Origin of the sequence: Motilibacter rhizosphaerae (assembly GCF_004216915.1) — a bacterium.
Taxonomy (GTDB): Bacteria; Actinomycetota; Actinomycetes; order Motilibacterales; family Motilibacteraceae; genus Motilibacter; species Motilibacter rhizosphaerae.
The window spans coordinates 209,305-224,610 of record NZ_SGXD01000002.1; the positions used below are offsets into that span (position 1 = coordinate 209,305).

16 protein-coding genes are annotated in these 15,306 nt (G+C 75.7%); 9 read left to right on the top strand and 7 right to left on the bottom strand.

Features of this window, described 5'->3' with window-relative positions; all coding sequences use genetic code 11:
- Nucleotides 1-3: 3 nt before the first annotated feature.
- The 4 genes from EV189_RS06460 to EV189_RS06475 all read right to left on the bottom strand — a co-directional run bounded on the left by EV189_RS06460 (nt 4) and on the right by EV189_RS06475 (nt 3,163).
- Entirely contained in the window at nt 4-1,212 is a 1,209-nt protein-coding gene (locus tag EV189_RS06460; RefSeq protein WP_130492137.1) for a hypothetical protein, read from the bottom strand.
- Nucleotides 1,213-1,259: 47 nt separating this feature from the next.
- Nucleotides 1,260-1,451, bottom strand: coding sequence for a hypothetical protein (locus tag EV189_RS06465; protein ID WP_130492138.1), 192 nt, complete (start codon nt 1,449-1,451; stop codon nt 1,260-1,262).
- Nucleotides 1,452-1,596: 145 nt separating this feature from the next.
- The gene (locus tag EV189_RS06470) at nt 1,597-2,913 is read right to left on the bottom strand and encodes an NYN domain-containing protein (RefSeq protein WP_130492139.1); all 1,317 of its coding nucleotides are present in this window, start codon (nt 2,911-2,913) and stop codon (nt 1,597-1,599) included.
- Between the two features lie 7 nt (nt 2,914-2,920).
- Nucleotides 2,921-3,163, bottom strand: a complete 243-nt coding sequence (locus EV189_RS06475) for a hypothetical protein (RefSeq protein ID WP_130492140.1) — start codon at nt 3,161-3,163, stop codon at nt 2,921-2,923.
- A 69-nt stretch (nt 3,164-3,232) separates the two neighbouring features.
- On the opposite strand from EV189_RS06475, the gene EV189_RS06480 reads away from it, so the two are divergent.
- The 3 genes from EV189_RS06480 to dacB all read left to right on the top strand — a co-directional run bounded on the left by EV189_RS06480 (nt 3,233) and on the right by dacB (nt 6,714).
- Nucleotides 3,233-4,987: a DEDD exonuclease domain-containing protein gene (locus EV189_RS06480; RefSeq protein ID WP_130492141.1), complete on the top strand. Its 1,755-nt coding sequence runs from the start codon at nt 3,233-3,235 to the stop codon at nt 4,985-4,987.
- A 37-nt stretch (nt 4,988-5,024) separates the two neighbouring features.
- On the top strand, nt 5,025-5,312 hold the full coding sequence (locus tag EV189_RS06485; protein WP_130492142.1) for an Lrp/AsnC family transcriptional regulator: 288 nt from the start codon (nt 5,025-5,027) through the stop codon (nt 5,310-5,312).
- A 73-nt stretch (nt 5,313-5,385) separates the two neighbouring features.
- Nucleotides 5,386-6,714, top strand: a complete 1,329-nt coding sequence (gene dacB, locus EV189_RS06490; RefSeq protein WP_130492143.1) for a D-alanyl-D-alanine carboxypeptidase/D-alanyl-D-alanine endopeptidase — start codon at nt 5,386-5,388, stop codon at nt 6,712-6,714.
- Between the two features lie 24 nt (nt 6,715-6,738).
- Here the strand turns inward: dacB and trpD are convergent, their stop codons facing one another.
- Both trpD and EV189_RS06500 read right to left on the bottom strand, forming a co-directional pair.
- The gene (gene trpD, locus EV189_RS06495) at nt 6,739-7,755 is read right to left on the bottom strand and encodes an anthranilate phosphoribosyltransferase (protein WP_130492903.1); all 1,017 of its coding nucleotides are present in this window, start codon (nt 7,753-7,755) and stop codon (nt 6,739-6,741) included.
- Nucleotides 7,756-7,841: 86 nt separating this feature from the next.
- Nucleotides 7,842-8,321: a DNA-binding transcriptional response regulator gene (locus EV189_RS06500; RefSeq protein ID WP_231116133.1), complete on the bottom strand. Its 480-nt coding sequence runs from the start codon at nt 8,319-8,321 to the stop codon at nt 7,842-7,844.
- 147 nt (nt 8,322-8,468) lie between these two features.
- On the opposite strand from EV189_RS06500, the gene ctaE reads away from it, so the two are divergent.
- The 6 genes from ctaE (at nt 8,469) to EV189_RS06530 (ending at nt 13,857) form a co-directional block, all read left to right on the top strand.
- Nucleotides 8,469-9,077: an aa3-type cytochrome oxidase subunit III gene (gene ctaE, locus EV189_RS06505; protein ID WP_130492144.1), complete on the top strand. Its 609-nt coding sequence runs from the start codon at nt 8,469-8,471 to the stop codon at nt 9,075-9,077.
- 8 nt (nt 9,078-9,085) lie between these two features.
- Entirely contained in the window at nt 9,086-9,883 is a 798-nt protein-coding gene (qcrC, locus tag EV189_RS06510; RefSeq protein ID WP_130492145.1) for a cytochrome bc1 complex diheme cytochrome c subunit, read from the top strand.
- 28 nt (nt 9,884-9,911) lie between these two features.
- Nucleotides 9,912-11,015, top strand: a complete 1,104-nt coding sequence (qcrA, locus tag EV189_RS06515) for a cytochrome bc1 complex Rieske iron-sulfur subunit (RefSeq protein WP_130492146.1) — start codon at nt 9,912-9,914, stop codon at nt 11,013-11,015.
- 7 nt (nt 11,016-11,022) lie between these two features.
- On the top strand, nt 11,023-12,627 hold the full coding sequence (qcrB, locus tag EV189_RS06520; RefSeq protein ID WP_130492147.1) for a cytochrome bc1 complex cytochrome b subunit: 1,605 nt from the start codon (nt 11,023-11,025) through the stop codon (nt 12,625-12,627).
- Between the two features lie 146 nt (nt 12,628-12,773).
- Nucleotides 12,774-13,208 (top strand): VOC family protein, encoded by a 435-nt coding sequence (locus tag EV189_RS06525; protein WP_130492148.1) that lies wholly within the window; start codon nt 12,774-12,776, stop codon nt 13,206-13,208.
- 7 nt (nt 13,209-13,215) lie between these two features.
- Nucleotides 13,216-13,857 (top strand): winged helix-turn-helix transcriptional regulator, encoded by a 642-nt coding sequence (locus tag EV189_RS06530; protein ID WP_130492149.1) that lies wholly within the window; start codon nt 13,216-13,218, stop codon nt 13,855-13,857.
- A gap of 50 nt (nt 13,858-13,907) precedes the next feature.
- Here EV189_RS06530 and EV189_RS06535 read toward each other — a convergent pair whose 3' ends face one another.
- Nucleotides 13,908-15,200 carry a L,D-transpeptidase gene (locus EV189_RS06535; RefSeq protein ID WP_130492150.1) on the bottom strand — a complete coding sequence of 431 codons (1,293 nt, stop codon included), beginning with the start codon at nt 15,198-15,200 and terminating at the stop codon, nt 13,908-13,910.
- Nucleotides 15,201-15,306: the final 106 nt, after the last annotated feature.

The following is a 15,306-nucleotide window of genomic DNA, read 5'->3' on the forward strand; positions in this document are numbered from 1 at the left end:
GGCTCAGCCCTCGGCGAGCCGGGCCAGCTCGGCGCGCCACAGGGCGGTGAGCTGCGCCGGGCGCAGGGCGTAGACGCGGGCCAGCGCCGCGGGGTAGCCGTCGGCCTGCGCCAGCCGGACGAAGCGCACGAGCCGCGCAGTGCCTCCGCGGGAGGCGAGCACGCGGCACGCGGTCCAGGCGCTCTCGTACGCCTCGGGCGATCCCCCGCGCGACACGTCGAACGCGGGGTCCGCGGGCAGGGCGCGCGGCGCCCCGCTGCGCTGGACCTCGGCGAGGAGCTCGGCGGCTGCAGCCTGGACCCCGATGCCGCTGCCGGTGTAGCCCACCCAGTCGGCGAAGCCCTCCTCGAGCCAGGCCGGTGCCTCCGACGGGCCGGCGAGCGCGACGTGGGTGAGCTCGTGCGCGAGCACGACGAGGCGGCCGACCGGGCTCAGCCCGTCGAACTCCGGCGCGGACACCAGCACGCGCCGCCCCTGCGCGACGGCGACGAGCGACGCCGTCGTCGGGCTGCGCTCGGGCACGAGCACGAGCGGGCGCCGGTGGGCGGGGCCGAGCACGGACGCGACGCGGGCGGCCGCCCGGTCGGCGACGGCCAGCCACGGCGCCGGGTCGCCCTCCGCCGTGCTCACGACGACGAGCGCGGTGCGGTCGCCGAGCACGCGGGCCGGCGCGAGCTGCCACGGGTCGAGGGTGCTCGTGTCCGTCGGCCGCTCCGCGCTGACCCGCCAGCCGAGCGCGCGCTCGACGAGCGAGACGTCGAGCTCGCGGCCCACCGGCCCGTCGTCGGTGCCCCGCACCGCGTAGTCCAGCCGCACCCGGGCGCGCCACGTGCTCGCGTCGACGACGTCGACCGACTCGACGACGTAGGCCCAGTGCGAGACCGGCAGCGCGGCGACGACCGGCCACTGCGCCCGCTCGGCCTCCACCAGGCCGTCCGCCGCCGGGTCCAGCACGGAGAGCCAGCCGGCGGCGTCGTGGTGCAGGACCGCCGCGCTGCGCACGGCGAGCAGGGCGGCGACGACCGCCGCGCGCTGCTGGTCGGCGGCCGGGGCCGGGTCCGTCGGGCCCGCGGCCCCCGGTGCGTCGGCCGGTGCCGGTCGCCCGCGGGGGCCCGCCGGCGCCGTGCCCGCGGCAGTGGTCCTGCTCGTGGGCTGCGCCGTGGAGCGGCCCTCCGTGCGGCCGCCCCCACCGCCGTCGCAGCCGGCGAGCACGCAGCACGCGAGCGCCGCGGACGCAGCCGCGGCGCGCCGCCCGCGGGCTACGCCGAGCGCACGTGGCGCAGCGGCGGCACGAGCCCGCCCTCCGCCAGGACCCGCAGCGCGCGGCGCTCGTCGGCGTCGAGGTCCACCGGGACCTCCAGCTCCGGCGGCGCGGTCCCGAGCAGCAGCGGGACGACGCAGTCGGCGCAGCCCCGCCCGCGCACCGAGCAGGTGTCGCAGTCGACGATCATGGTGTCTCCTCAGGGTCGGTCCCTCGTCGTCGGCGACGCTAGGCGCCACCACCGACAACGACGCCGCGGCGAGGAGCAGCAGGGCCCGGACGACGAGGGCCGGGACGGCGGCGGCGGCCGCGCGCGCGAGCACCCGCGGCCCCGGCTAGGCCCGCTCGAGCCGCTTGAGCAGCGCCGCGGACCGCACCGGGCGCGCACCCGAGCGGCGGACGCCGTCGGCCACCTCGCGGTCGTCGCTGACGACCACCACCGGCCGCCCGGCGGGCTCCGCGGCCGCCAGCCGCCGGATCAGCTCGTCGGCGCTCTCCCCGGGCCGGGAGAACAGCACGCGCACGCCGCGCTGCCGCGGGGCCGGGGCCGGCGCGTCGAGCGCCGCGCCGTCGAAGCAGCAGGTCACCTCGGCCCCCGTCCGCGCGGCCACGCCGGCGAGGCCGCCGACCAGCCGCTCGCGCTGGCCCTGCAGGGGCAGGGAGGGGTAGCCGAGCTTGGTCACGTTGTAGCCGTCGACCACCAGGTGCACGCGCGGCAGCGCGAGGAGCGCGTCGAGCACCGCCGGGTCGTCCTCGGCGAGGGCGCGCGCGGGCACGTCCCCGACCCCCGTCGCCGCGGGACGCGCGGCGACGAGGTCGCCGGGGCGCAGGTCCTCCCCGCCGAGCGCGAGCTCGCGGCGCAGCCCGGCGGCGGCGTCCCCCAGCACGTCGAGGAGGAGCCGGAGGCGCGTGTCGTCGGCGGCCCTGCCCTCCCGGGCCGAGCGCCGGGCCGCCTCGTGCCCGGCGCGCACCCGCTCGAGCTCGGCGCGCAGGGCCGCGAGCTCGCCGCGGGCGCGCTCGAGCTCGCCCTCCGCCCGGGCCCCCGGCTCCACCGGTGCAGCCGCCTCCCGCACCGGCACCTCCTGCGGCTCGCGCGCAGGGCCGCGGGCGCCGCGCAGCTCCTCGCGCGCGAGGTGGAGCTTGCGCCGCAGGTCGACGACCTCCGCCTTGGCCACGGCAAGCTCGCCCCGCACGCGCTCGGTCTCGGCGCGGCCCTGCGCCCGCGCGACGGCGAGCTGCTCCTGGCTGCGCTCCAGCGCGGCGCGCAGCCCGCGCACCTCGGCCTCGCGCGCGCTGCCGCGCTCCTCCGCGACCATGGCGCCGACGCGCTGCTCCCAGCCGGGCGCCCGCAGGAGGTACGCCGCGGCCCCGACGTCCGCCGGCTCCGCGGCCGCCGGGTCGCGGCCGCCCTCGAGCGCCGCCACGAGGTCGGGCAGGGCCAGGCGGAGCCGCTCGACGACGACGTCGCGGAAGCCCTCGTCGACCTCGAGGGCCGCGGCGAGGGCCGGGGCGGCGTGGCGCGCGCGCTTGGCGGGGGCGAAGCGCAGGAACGGGCGCAGCGCCGCGGGGGCGTCGCCGGGCGCGAGCGACGCGAGGGCGTCGTCGGCGAGGGCGACCACCCGTGCGCGCACGGGCTCCGGCAGCGCGCTCACGGCCGGCTCATGCGCGCGGCACCAGCTCCACGTCAGCGGTCGACTCGCACCACCGGCAGCGCACCCGCTCGACGACCTCCTCGAGGACGTCGGCGGACTCGACCGCCGGGCTCCCCGGCAGGTCGAAGTGCCAGTACTCCGTGACGCGGCTGCGCCGGGTCACGTCGAAGCGGGTGAGGTTGCCGCAGCGCGAGCACCGCCACCGCTGCTCGGGCCCGGGCAGGGCGGGGACCGGGGACTCGTCGGGCACGGGGAGAGCGTACGGCGCGGCCCGTGTCGCGGGGCGCCCCTGTCGGTGGCCGCGTCTACGGTGCCGGGCATGACGGCAGCCGAGGCGGTGGGGACCCTCCCGTGGAGCACGGGCGTGCAGGCCACCTTCGACGAGCTGGGCACCCCGCTGCGCTCGACGACCTTCGTCGTGGTCGACCTCGAGACGACGGGCGGGTCGCCGGCCGCGGGGGCGCGGATCACCGAGGTGGGCGCGGTCAAGGTGCGCGGCGGCGTGCGCGTGGCGGAGTTCCACAGCCTGGTCGACCCGGGGTGCGAGGTCCCGCCGTTCATCGCGGTGCTCACCGGCATCACCAGCGCGATGCTGCTCGGGGCGCCCCGCATCGCCTCGGTGCTGCCGGCCTTCCTCGACTGGTGCGGGCGCGACGCCGTGCTCGTGGCCCACAACGCGCCGTTCGACGTGGGCTTCCTCAAGGCGGCCGCGCAGGAGGAGGGGCTGGAGTGGCCCGGCTTCCGCGTGGTCGACACCGCGCGACTGGCCCGCGCGCTCGTGACCCGCGACGAGACCCCCGACTGCCGGCTCTCGTCGCTGGCCCGGTTCTTCGGCGCGTCCACGACCCCCAACCACCGCGCGCTCGACGACGCCCGGGCGACCGTCGACGTGCTGCACGGGATCCTCGAGCGGCTGGGCGGGATCGGGGTGCACAGCGTCGAGGAGCTGGCGACCTACTCCTCCCGGGTCACCCCCGCGCAGCGCCGCAAGCGCCACCTGGCCGACCGGCTGCCGAGCGCGCCCGGCGTCTACGTCTTCCGCGACTCGGGCGGGCGCGCGCTCTACGTCGGGACCTCCCGCGACGTCCGCTCGCGGGTGCGCAGCTACTTCACCGCCTCCGAGCCCCGGCGGCGGATGCGCGAGATGGTGCGGCTGGCCGACCGGGTCGACGCGGTCGTGTGCGCCACGCCGCTCGAGGCCGAGGTCCGCGAGCTGCGCCTCATCGCCGAGCTGCAGCCGCGCTACAACCGCCGGTCGCGCCAGCAGGAGCGGCTCGTCTGGCTCAAGCTCACCGCGGAGGCGTTCCCCCGGCTCTCCCTCGTCCGGCAGGTGCGCGAGGACGGGGGCACCTACCTCGGGCCCTTCCGCTCGCGCGCCTCCGCGGAGCAGGCCCGCGACGCCCTCCACGAGGCCTTCCCCCTGCGCCAGTGCACCGGCGCACTCTCCCCCCGCCGCCTCCGCGCGGCCTGCGCGCTCAAGGAGATGGGGCGCTGCGGAGCCCCCTGCGACGGCAGCGAGGGCGTCGACGCCTACGCCGTCCACGCCGCCGCCGCCCGGGAGGCCGCGCTCGGCGACGTCCGCACGCTGGTGGCCCGCCTGGAGGCGCGCACCGCCCGGCTCGCGGCCGCCGAGCGCTTCGAGGAGGCGGCCGCGGTGCGCGACCGGCTCTCCGCCGCCGTGCGGGGTGCGGCCCGCCTCCAGCGGGTCTCCGCGCTCACCGGCTGCCCGGAGCTGGTCGCCGCCCGGCCGCGCACCGGGGGCGGGTGGGACCTCGCCGTCGTGCGCCACGGGCGGCTCGTCGGCTCCGCCGCGGTCCCGCCGCGCGTGCCGCCGCGCCCGCACGTCGAGGCGCTGCTCGCCACCGCCGAGCGCGTCGAGCCGGGCGTCGGCCCCCTGCCGGCCTGCACCCTCGAGGAGGTGGAGCGGGTGCTGGCCTGGCTCGAGCAGCCCGGGACCCGGCTCGTGGAGCTGGAGGGCACCTGGGCCTCGCCGGCCCACGGCGCCGGCAGCCAGCGCGAGCGGCTCGCCGCCGTCGAGGCGGCGCGCACGACGAGCTGGGCCGGCGCGGCGTGAGGGCCCTGCGGGAGCGGCCACCGCGTACCGTGTGACGGTGCTCACCGCGATCGTGCTCGTCCAGGCCCAGGTCGACCGCATCCCCGAGGTCGCGTCCGCGATCGCCGAGCTCGCCGGCGTGAGCGAGGTCTACTCGGTGACCGGCGACGTCGACCTCATCGCGGTCGTGCGGGTGCGCCGCCACGACGAGCTCGCGGAGGTCATCGCCGACCGGCTGCACAAGGTCGAGGGCGTGGTCGACACGACGACGCACATCGCGTTCCGGGCCTACAGCCGGCACGACCTCGAGGCGGCGTTCGCCCTCGGCGTGGACGACGCGGATTGAGCCGCACCCCCCGCGCGCCGAGGACCTGCAGCGAGACCCGCACCCCCCGTACCACCACAGGCAGGCAGCTCCCATGACCGCAGCCCCTCCGCCCGCCCGCCGTCCCCGCGGAGGGCGCGCCGCCCTGGCGGCCGCCCTGCTCGCGACGTCCGTGGCGGGCGGCACCCTCGTCGCCTCCTCGGGCAGCGGCGGCAGCAGCGCGCTCGCCGCCCCCGCCGCCTCGACGTCGGCGCCGGCGTCCAGTGCCCCGGTCGTGGTGACGCCCGAGCAGCGGATCGCGGCGCTGCTGCCGCAGCGGCTGGCGGCCCTGCACCTCGGCTCGCGGGCGAGCGTCGTGGTCAGCGACGTCGACGCGGGGACCGACCTCGTCCGCGTCCGCGCGACCACGCCGCGGCTGCCCGCGTCGCTCGCGAAGCTCGCCACCGCCGTCAGCGCGTTCGCGAGCATCGGCCCGGACCACCGCTTCACGACCACGGCCCTGGTCGCACCGGACGGCTCGCTCGTGCTGCACGGCGACGGCGACCCGACGCTGCGCTCCCTCGACCTGCGCACGCTCGCGGCCCAGGTGGCGCCCGCGCTCGGCGCCCACGCCGGGGTGCGCCGGACCCTGGTCGTGGACGACTCGGTCTACGCACGTCCGACGCTCGCCCCGGGCTGGCCGCGCAGCTACTACCTGCAGGAGGTCTCCCCCGTACGCGGCCTGACCGTCGACCGCACGCGCAGTGCCGACACCGGGCTGCTGGCGGGGCGGCGCTTCGCCTCGGCCCTGCAGGCGCTGGGGGTGCCCGTCACCGCTGTCGTCCGCCGGCACACCCCGGCCGGGTCGGTCCAGGTCGGCGCGGTCCAGGGCCAGACGCTGCGCGAGGTCGTGGCCGCCATGCTGCGGGTGAGCGACAACGACATCGCCGAGCAGCTGGGCCGGCAGGTCGCGCGGGCCGTCGGCCTGCCCACGACCTGGCGCGGAGCCGAGCAGGCGCGCGCCCTCGTCCTCGGTCGGCTCGGGGTCCCGCTGGCGGGCGTCGTCCTGCACGACGGCAGCGGGCTCTCGCGGGCGGACCGCGTCCCCGCGGACACGCTCGCCGCCCTGCTGCGGCTGGCGGCCGACCCCGCCCACCCGGAGCTCTCCTCGATCGCCTTCGGCGGGTCGCTCCCCGTCGCCGGCGTGACCGGGTCGCTGCGGCCGGGGCGCGGCCGGTTCGAGACGGCGCCGTCGAAGTGCGCCGTCGGCAGGCTGTGGGCGAAGACCGGCCTGCTCCGCGACGTGGTCGGGCTCGCGGGCTACACCCGCAGCACCGACGGGCACCTGCAGGCGTTCGTCGTGCTGGAGAACGGCTCCCGCTCGACGCTCGCGCTGCGCCGCCAGTTCGACGCGCTCGGCGCGACGGTCACCGGCTGCTGGTAGCCGCTCCGGCGCGCAGGACGGCCCTCAGCGGCCGGCGAGCTGCTGCGTGACAGCGGTCCAGCGCTCCAGCGCGGCAGCCGCCGCGCCGGAGTCCACGGCCGCAGCGCTGCGCTCGACGGCGCTGCGCAGCCGCTCGGCGAGCGGAGCCGCGGGCGCCTCCCCCACCGCGTCGAGCGCGACCAGCGCGGCGGCGGCGTTGAGCAGCACGGCGTCGCGCACCGGGCCCTGCTCCCCCGCGAGGACCCGGCGCGCCACGGCGGCGTTCGCCACCGCGTCGCCCCCCGCGAGCGCGCTGGCGGGGGCGCGATTGACCCCGAGCTCCTCGGGGACGACCGTGCACTCCTCCACGTCGCCGTCGCGCACCTCCCACACGCGGCTCGGCCCCGTGACCGTGAGCTCGTCGAGACCGTCCTCGCCGCGGAAGACGAGCGCCGACGTGCCGCGCCCGGCCAGCACCCGGGCCATGACGCCCGCAAGCCGGCCGTCCGCGACGCCGACGGCCTGCGCCGCGGGACGCGCGGGGTTGGCCAGCGGGCCGAGCACGTTGAAGACGGTCGGCACGCCCAGCTCGCGCCGGGTCACGGCCGCGTGGCGCAGCGCGGGGTGGAACAGGGGGGCGAAGCAGAAGCCGATCCCGGCCTCCGCCACCGAGGCCGCGACCTGCTCGGGCTGCAGGTCGACGACTACCCCCAGCGCCTCGAGCAGGTCCGCCGAGCCCGAGCGGGAGGTCGCGGCGCGGTTCCCGTGCTTGACCACGCGGCCGCCGGCACCGGCGACCACGACCGCGGCCATGGTGGAGATGTTGACGGTGTGGGCCCCGTCGCCGCCCGTGCCGCAGGTGTCGACGGCCGGGCCCGGCACCTCCAGCGGGCGGGCGTGGGAGAGCATGGCCTCGATGAGGCCCCCCAGCTCGTCCGGCGTCTCGCCCTTCGCCCGCAGCGCGACGACGAAGCCCGCGACCTGCACCGGGGTCGCCTCGCCGTCCATCACCTGGCCCATCGCCCAGGCGGTGGACGCGGCCGGCAGGTCCTCGCCGCGCATGAGCGCGCCGGTGAGCGCGGGCCAGGTCCGCGGCGCCGCGGACCCGGGCGCCGGAGCGGACGGGGACGACCCGGGAGCGGCGAGCGTCACACCGCCGCCCGCGACAGCCGGGCGCGGAGCAGCCCGGCGGCGGCCGCGGCCAGGGCGGCCGGGTCGAGCGGGTGCGGCACGGCGGCGTCCGCGCGCGACCACGCGGCGAGCCAGTCGTCCTGCGGGCGGCCGGTCAGCACGAGCACCGGCGGGCAGTCGAAGACCTCGTCCTTGACCTGCCGGGCCAGGCCCAGCCCGCCGGCCGGCACGGCCTCCCCGTCGAGCACGGCGAGGTCGACGTCGCCGACGTCCATCGCGCGCACGAGCGCGGGGGGCGTGGCCACCTCCGTCCAGCGCAGCTCCGGCAGGTCGCGCGCGGGCCGGCGCCCGAGCGCGAGCCGCACCCGCTCCCGCACGTCGCGGTCGTCGCTGTAGACCAGCACGTGCGCGGGCCGCGGCGCGCCCGCCCCGCCGTCCGCCCGCGCGCTCGCGGGGGTGCCCGCGGTGCCGTCCGCGCCGCTGCCGTCGGTGGCCATGCGCTGCTCCTCCGTGTGCTGGTCGCGGGCGCCGAGCCCCTCCCGCGCCCGCATGCTAGCGCCGGGCCGCGACGGGCACGCAGGGTGAGAGCCACGCCACGCGAGGCCCGTCGCGCCTCGGCCGGCCGTTAGTGGCACCATTGCGCCGTGGCAACAGCAGCAGCGGTCGAGACGACTGTCACCCGCCCCCCGTCGAACCGGCCGAACCTCGTGTCCGTCGGCACGATCGTGTGGCTGTCGTCGGAGCTCATGTTCTTCGCGGCGCTGTTCGCGATGTACTTCACGCTCCGCTCCGAGCTCGGCGAGGGCTTCTGGCACGAGCGCAACGGCCTGCTCAACGTGCCGTTCTCCTCGGTCAACACCACCGTGCTGGTGCTGTCGTCGGTGACGTGCCAGATGGGCGTCTTCGCGGCCGAGCGGGGCGACGTGCGGGGCCTGCGCCGCTGGTTCACGCTCACGTTCCTCATGGGCGCGTTCTTCATCGGCGGCCAGGTCTACGAGTACGCCAACCTGTTCCGCGACGGGCTCTCGCTGTCCTCCGACGCGTACGGCTCGATCTTCTACCTCGCCACCGGCTTCCACGGCATGCACGTGACCGGCGGCCTGCTCGCCTTCCTCGTGGTGCTCGGCCGGACCTTCGTGGCCCGCCGCTTCACCCACGAGCAGGCCACGACGGCCATCGTCGTCTCCTACTACTGGCACTTCGTCGACGTGGTCTGGATCGGCCTGTTCGCGACGATCTACCTCCTCAAGTGAGCGCCCCCGTGACTGACTCGGCCATCCCCGCGCGCCGCCCGCTCCGCCGGCGCCCGCTCGGCACGCTGCTCCTCCTCCTGGGCCTGCTCACGGCGCTGGGCGGCGTCTACGCCGCCCTCGCCCCCAGCAGCGGCGCCGTGCCGACCTCCGGACCGGAGGCCGCGGCCGCCGGCAAGGCGCTGTTCCAGGAGAACTGCTCCACCTGCCACGGGCTGTCCGGCGAGGGGTCGTCCTACGGCCCGACGCTGGTCGGCGTGGGCGCCGCGTCCGTCGACTTCCAGGTGGGCACCGGCCGCATGCCGCTCGCCCGCCCCGGCGCGCAGGCCTCGCGCGGACGCGTGCAGTTCGCCCCCGAGCAGATCGCGCAGATGGCGGCGTACGTCGCGACCCTGGGCCCGGGCCCCGCGATCCCGAGCGCGGCCGACGTGGACTACACGAAGGGCAACGCGGCGCTGGGCGGCGAGATCTTCCGCACCAACTGCTCGATGTGCCACAACTTCGCGGGCGCGGGCGGCGCGCTGACCCACGGCAAGTACGCCCCCTCGCTGACCAAGACCACGCCGGCGCACGTCTACGAGGCCCTGGTCACGGGGCCGCAGGCGATGCCGGTGTTCTCGGACGACCAGATCACGCCGCAGCAGAAGCGCGACATCATCGCCTACCTCGAGGCGCAGCGGCAGGACAAGACCCCCGGCCTGACCGGTCTCGGGACGCTCGGTCCGACGACCGAGGGCCTGTTCGGCTGGGTCATCGGCATCGGCCTGCTCATCGCCTGCGCGGTGTGGCTCGCCCAGAAGGCGCGCTGACGCGCGCGACGGAGGAGACCGCAGCACGATGAGCACGCACGACGACCCGCGCCACCTGCCCACCTCGGCAGCCCCCGGCAGCGCCACGGGCACCGCCCCGTCACAGGCCGGCGCCCTCGAGGAGCGCTTCACGGACCCCGGCCTGCCGGCCCACGTCCACCGCACCACCGACACCGACCCGAAGGCCGCCGCCCGGGCCGAGCGCCAGATCAGCATGCTGTTCGCGCTCTCGCTCGTGGGCACGGTCATCTTCGTCGTCGGCTACTTCGCCTTCGGCCTGCCCAAGGGCGAGAACTACCGCTGGTCGACGCTGACGCTCGGCGGCGGCATGGCGCTCGCGCTGTTCACCATCGGCGCCGGGGCCATCCAGTGGGCCAAGAAGCTCATGCCCGACGAGGAGCTCGTCGAGAAGCGCAAGCCGGTCCGGTCCAGCGACGAGGACCGCCAGGAGATCGCGCGCATCCTCACCGAGGGCGGCGAGGAGGCGGGCTTCCTCCCCCGCCGCAAGATGATCTGGGCGAGCATGACGGGCGCGATGGGCGCCGCCGGCCTCATGGCCGTCGTGCCGCTCAAGGACCTCTGGACCCGCGACAAGGGCGAGAGCCCCGAGAAGCAGATCTCGCACACCCTGTGGGGCAAGGGCACGCGACTCGCGGCCGACCCCACGGGTCAGCCCATCAAGCCCTCGGACGTCAAGATCGGCGGCGTCATGCACGTCCTGCCGGCCGTCTACAAGGCCGGCGAGAGCCTGCCCGGCAACGAGGGCCGGCCCGAGCTCGACGTCTCGCTCAACGACCGCGCCAAGGCCGCCGTCCTCGTCATGCGCCTCGCGCCGGGCGAGTACGAGGTGGAGAAGGGCCGCGAGGGCTGGGACTACGACGGCATCTTCGCGTACTCCAAGATCTGCACCCACGTGGGCTGCCCGGTGGGCCTCTACGAGCAGACCACCCACCACCTGCTCTGCCCGTGCCACCAGTCGACCTTCGACGCCACCCGCCACTGCAAGGTGATCTTCGGGCCGGCCGCCCGTCCGCTGCCTCAACTCGCGATAACCGTGGATGCGGACGGATACTTGGTAGCACAGGGCGACTTCCACGAGCCCGTGGGTCCGAGCTTCTGGGAACGGGGCTGAGACATCGATGTCCACGATCAACACCGCTGCCGGCGCGGCCGGTCGCTACCTCGACGACCGCCTGGGCGTGGCGAAGGTCGCGCGGAAGAACATCCGCAAGATCTTCCCCGACCACTGGTCGTTCATGCTGGGTGAGATCACCCTCTACAGCTTCATCATCCTGCTGCTGACCGGCACCTGGCTGACGCTGTTCTTCACCCCGTCCATGAACGAGGTGATCTACAACGGGCCCTACACGCCGCTCAAGGGCCTGGCGATGTCGGAGGCCTACCGCTCCACGCTCGAGATCTCGTTCGAGATCCGCGGCGGCCTGATCATGCGCCACCTGCACCACTGGGCGGCACTGGTCTTCATCGCCGGCATGGCGGTGCACGCGTTCCGCACGTTCTTCACCGGCGCGTTCCGCAAGCCGCGCGAGCTCAACTGGCTGCTGGGCATCGGGCTGCTGGTCCTCGGCCTGCTCGAGGGCTTCTTCGGCTACTCGCTCCCCGACGACCTGCTCTCCGGTACGGGCCTGCGCATCGCCGACGGCGTCATCAAGTCGATCCCCGTCGTCGGGACCTATGTGTCCTTCTTCTTCTTCGGCGGCGAGTTCCCGGGCGTGGACCTCATCCCGCGCATGTACATGATCCACATCCTGCTGGTGCCCGCGCTCATCCTCGGGCTCATCGGCGCTCACGTGGGCCTGGTCACGTACCACAAGCACACGCAGTACCCCGGCGCCGGGCGCACGGACCAGAACGTCGTCGGCTACCCGCTGCTCCCCGTCTACATGGCCAAGGCCGGCGGCTTCTTCTTCGTGGTCTTCGGTGTGCTCGCGGCGATCTCCACGGTGGCGCCGATCAACCCGGTCTGGCAGTACGGCCCCTACAACCCCTCGCAGGTCAGCGCGGGGTCGCAGCCCGACTGGTACATCGGCTTCCTCGAGGGCTCGCTGCGCATGATGCCCAACCTCGAGACGCGGGCCTTCGGGCACACGGTCTCGTGGAACGTGCTCATCCCGTCGCTCGTGATCCCCGGCATCTTCTTCACGGTCTTCGCGCTGTACCCCTTCCTCGAGGCGTGGGTGACGGGCGACAAGCGGGAGCACCACGTGCTCGACCGCCCGCGCAACGTGCCGGTGCGCACGGCGCTCGGCGTGGTCTTCATCACCGAGTACGCCATCCTCTGGATCGCGGGCGGCAACGACATCATCGCCGTGGCGTTCGGCCTGTCGATCAACGCGATCACGTGGACCTTCCGGGTGCTGTTCTTCGTCGCCCCGCCGCTGGTCTTCGTCATCACGAAGCGGGCGTGCCTGGGGCTCCAGCGCCGGGACCGCGAGAAGGTCCTGCACGGCCGCGAGACCGGCATCCTCATGCAGCTCCCTCACGGCGAGTTCGTCGAGGTGCACGAGCCGATCAGCGCCGAGGAGCGCTGGAAGCTCGTCCAGCACGAGGTGCACCACCCGGTGGCGCTGCCCTCGCAGACCGACCGCAACGGCGTGAAGCGCCGCGGCGTGGTGGCGCTGAAGGCGCGCTCGAAGGTCTCGTCCTGGTTCTTCGAGGACCAGATCGAGCCCCCGACGCCCGCCGAGGTCCGCGAGCTCGAGGCCGGGCACGCCGGCCACTAGCTCCTCGCACGGCACTCGAGGCCCGCTCCCCTCCGGGGGAGCGGGCCTCCGTCGTCCGTCGACGTGGGCCCGGGGAACTCCCTTGACACCGCACTTGCAAAAGACAAGTGTGGGAGGCGTCCCCTCCCCGACCCCAAGAGCCCGCCGTGCCTGCCATGTTCGTCAACTGGCCCGTCACCGACCTCGACCGCGCGAAGGCCTTCTACGAGGCGCTGGGCTTCACCGTCAACCCGGCCTTCACGGACCACAACGCCGCCTGCGTCGTCGTCGAGGAGGACCACAGCTACTTCATGCTGCTGGTCCGCGAGTTCTTCCAGACCTTCACCGACCTGCCCATCGGCGACCCCGCCGTCAGCCCGTCCGTGGCGGTCGCGGTCTTCCTCGACAGCCGCGAGGCCGTCGACGCCGCGGTCGCTGCGGGCCTCGCCGCCGGCGGCAGCGAGGGCCACCCTGCGGCCGACTACGGCTTCATGTACCAGCGCCAGCTCGCCGACCCCGACGGCAACGTCCTCGAGTTCGGCTGGATGGACCCCGTCGCAGCGCAGCAGGGGCCCGAGGCGTACGCGCAGCAGCAGGCCTGAGCCGACGGTGGCCGCGAGGGACTACGGGCAGTACGACGGCGTCACGCGGGCCCTGGAGCTCGTCGGGGAGCGCTGGGCGCTGCTGCTCGTGCGCGACCTGCTCGTCGGACCCCGCCGCTACGGCGACCTCGCCGCAGGCCTCCCCCGCATCCCGAGCAACATCCTCGCGGCGCGGCTCAAGGACCTGCAGGCGGCCGGCATCCTCCGCCGGGTCCCGCACTCGCGCGTCATCGTCTACGAGCTGACGGCGTACGGACGGGAGCTCGAGCCGGTCGTGCTGGGGCTCAGCGCCTGGGGCACCAAGGCGCTCGGCGACCCGCGCGAGGAGCAGGTGCTGACGCCCGACGCGCTGACCATCTGGCTGCGGACGGCCTTCCGGCCGGAGGTGGCCGCCGCGCTGCCCGCCACCGCGTACGCCGCGCACCTGGGCGGGGAGCCGCTGCTCATCCGCGTCGAGGGCCCCGCACTCGACGTCACCCGGGACGCCGGCGAGGCGGACCTGGCCTTCGCGACCGGCCCGGGCATCCACCTGCTGCTCAGCGGGAGGCTCGCGCCGCAGGACGCAATCGGCCGCGGGGTGGTGGAGGTGCTGCGCGGCCGTGGCACGCTGCTCGAGCGGTTCGCCCGGACCTTCGTCCTCGCCGCCTGACCGCCGAGCGGCGGCTCGGCTGTGCCTGGCCGGGCGGAGCGGACGGTCGGTCAGCTGGAGGCGGGGGTGTCCTGCACGCCGGTGGCGCTGTCGGCGAGCCAGGAGGCCCAGGTGCCGTTCCAGTCGGTCCAGCCGTTGCCCTTGTTGAGCGGGCGGGTCGAGTTGATGATCTTGACGACGTCGCCGATCTGGCTGTTGGCGAACAGGTGCTCACCGTTGGCCATGCTGAGGCCGACGCAGCCGTGGCTCACGTTGGCGCGGCCCTGCGAGCCGGTCGACCACGGAGCCGCGTGGACGAACTCCCCCGAGGTGCTGATGCGCATCGCCCAGTGCACCTCGAGCTTGTAGTACTCCGGGTCGCCGGGCTTGATGCCCACCGTGGCCGCGTCCATGATCTTGGTGGGGTACTTCTCCATGATCACGCGGATGCCGCCGCGGGTGCGGAAGTTCGGCTTGCCCGTGGTGATGGGGAACTTGGCCCAGACCTTGCCGTCGCGGCGCACCACCATCGTGTGGTTGGCGACGTCGGCGACGCTGACCATCGAGGCGCCGATGGAGTAGGACACGGAGCGGTTGCTCTTCGGCGTGCCCCACACCCCGGGGTGCACCTCGACCCCCGCGAGGTGGGCGTCGAGGGTGACCGTGCTGTGGGCCGGGAAGAACGCGCGGGTCCGGTAGTGCACCGTCGTGCTGCTCTGCCAGGACCAGGCGCCCACGAGGCGCTTGCTCCCGGACACGTGCAGCGCCTTCTCCACCGCCGCGCGCGCGCTCTTGTCGACCGGGGTGTTGAACGTGACGATGATCGGCATGCCGACGCCGCGGGTGGTGCCGTCGAGCGGGGCGATGCTCGTCTTGAGCACCTTCGTCGCGGCGACGGTGGTCCACGTCGCCGAGAGCGAGCGCGGCGCACCGCTCGGGTCCGCGGCGTAGGCCCGCACCGTGTACGTGGTGGCGGGCTCGAGGCCGTCAGTGGGCACCCAGGTCCGGCCGTCGGCGCCGATCGCACCCTCGACAGCAGCGCCGGAGGCGTCCTTCACGTCGACGCGGCTCAGCGTCCCGCCGGTGACGTCGACGGTGACCGGGGCGTCGAGGCGGACGTCCTGGGCGCCGGTCGCGGGGGCCAGCGCCACCCGCGCGGCGGACGGGCGGACCGGGGTCGCGCTCGGGCTCGGCGAGGGGGCTGCGGAGCTCGGGGGCGCGGCCGAGGCGGCCTCGGTCGCCTGGCACCCGGACAGCGCCGGCACCGCGGCACCCGCGAGCAGCAGGGCCCCCCACTGCAGGGCGAGCCGCCTCCGACGGGCCTCCACGCGCAGCCTTCCCCCCGACACGACCGTGCGCGACACGAACCCCTCCAGACACCTACGCATGCGCGCGAACCAGCGCACTCCCCCAGTGTCCCTCATGGACGGCCCCGGCGCGAGCAACCCGGCCACTCCGGCGCGCGCGCCG

Bases quoted from the DNA above. Each gene is read 5' to 3' on its own strand.
- dacB (WP_130492143.1), top strand. From the start codon at position 5,386: ATGACCGCAGCCCCTCCGCCCGCCCGCCGTCCCCGCGGAGGGCGCGCC.
- qcrB (WP_130492147.1), top strand. From the start codon at position 11,023: ATGTCCACGATCAACACCGCTGCCGGCGCGGCCGGTCGCTACCTCGAC.
- qcrA (WP_130492146.1), top strand. From the start codon at position 9,912: ATGAGCACGCACGACGACCCGCGCCACCTGCCCACCTCGGCAGCCCCC.
- EV189_RS06500 (WP_231116133.1), bottom strand. From the start codon at position 8,321: ATGGCCACCGACGGCAGCGGCGCGGACGGCACCGCGGGCACCCCCGCG.
- EV189_RS06465 (WP_130492138.1), bottom strand. From the start codon at position 1,451: ATGATCGTCGACTGCGACACCTGCTCGGTGCGCGGGCGGGGCTGCGCC.
- EV189_RS06480 (WP_130492141.1), top strand. From the start codon at position 3,233: ATGACGGCAGCCGAGGCGGTGGGGACCCTCCCGTGGAGCACGGGCGTG.
- trpD (WP_130492903.1), bottom strand. From the start codon at position 7,755: ATGCGCGGCGAGGACCTGCCGGCCGCGTCCACCGCCTGGGCGATGGGC.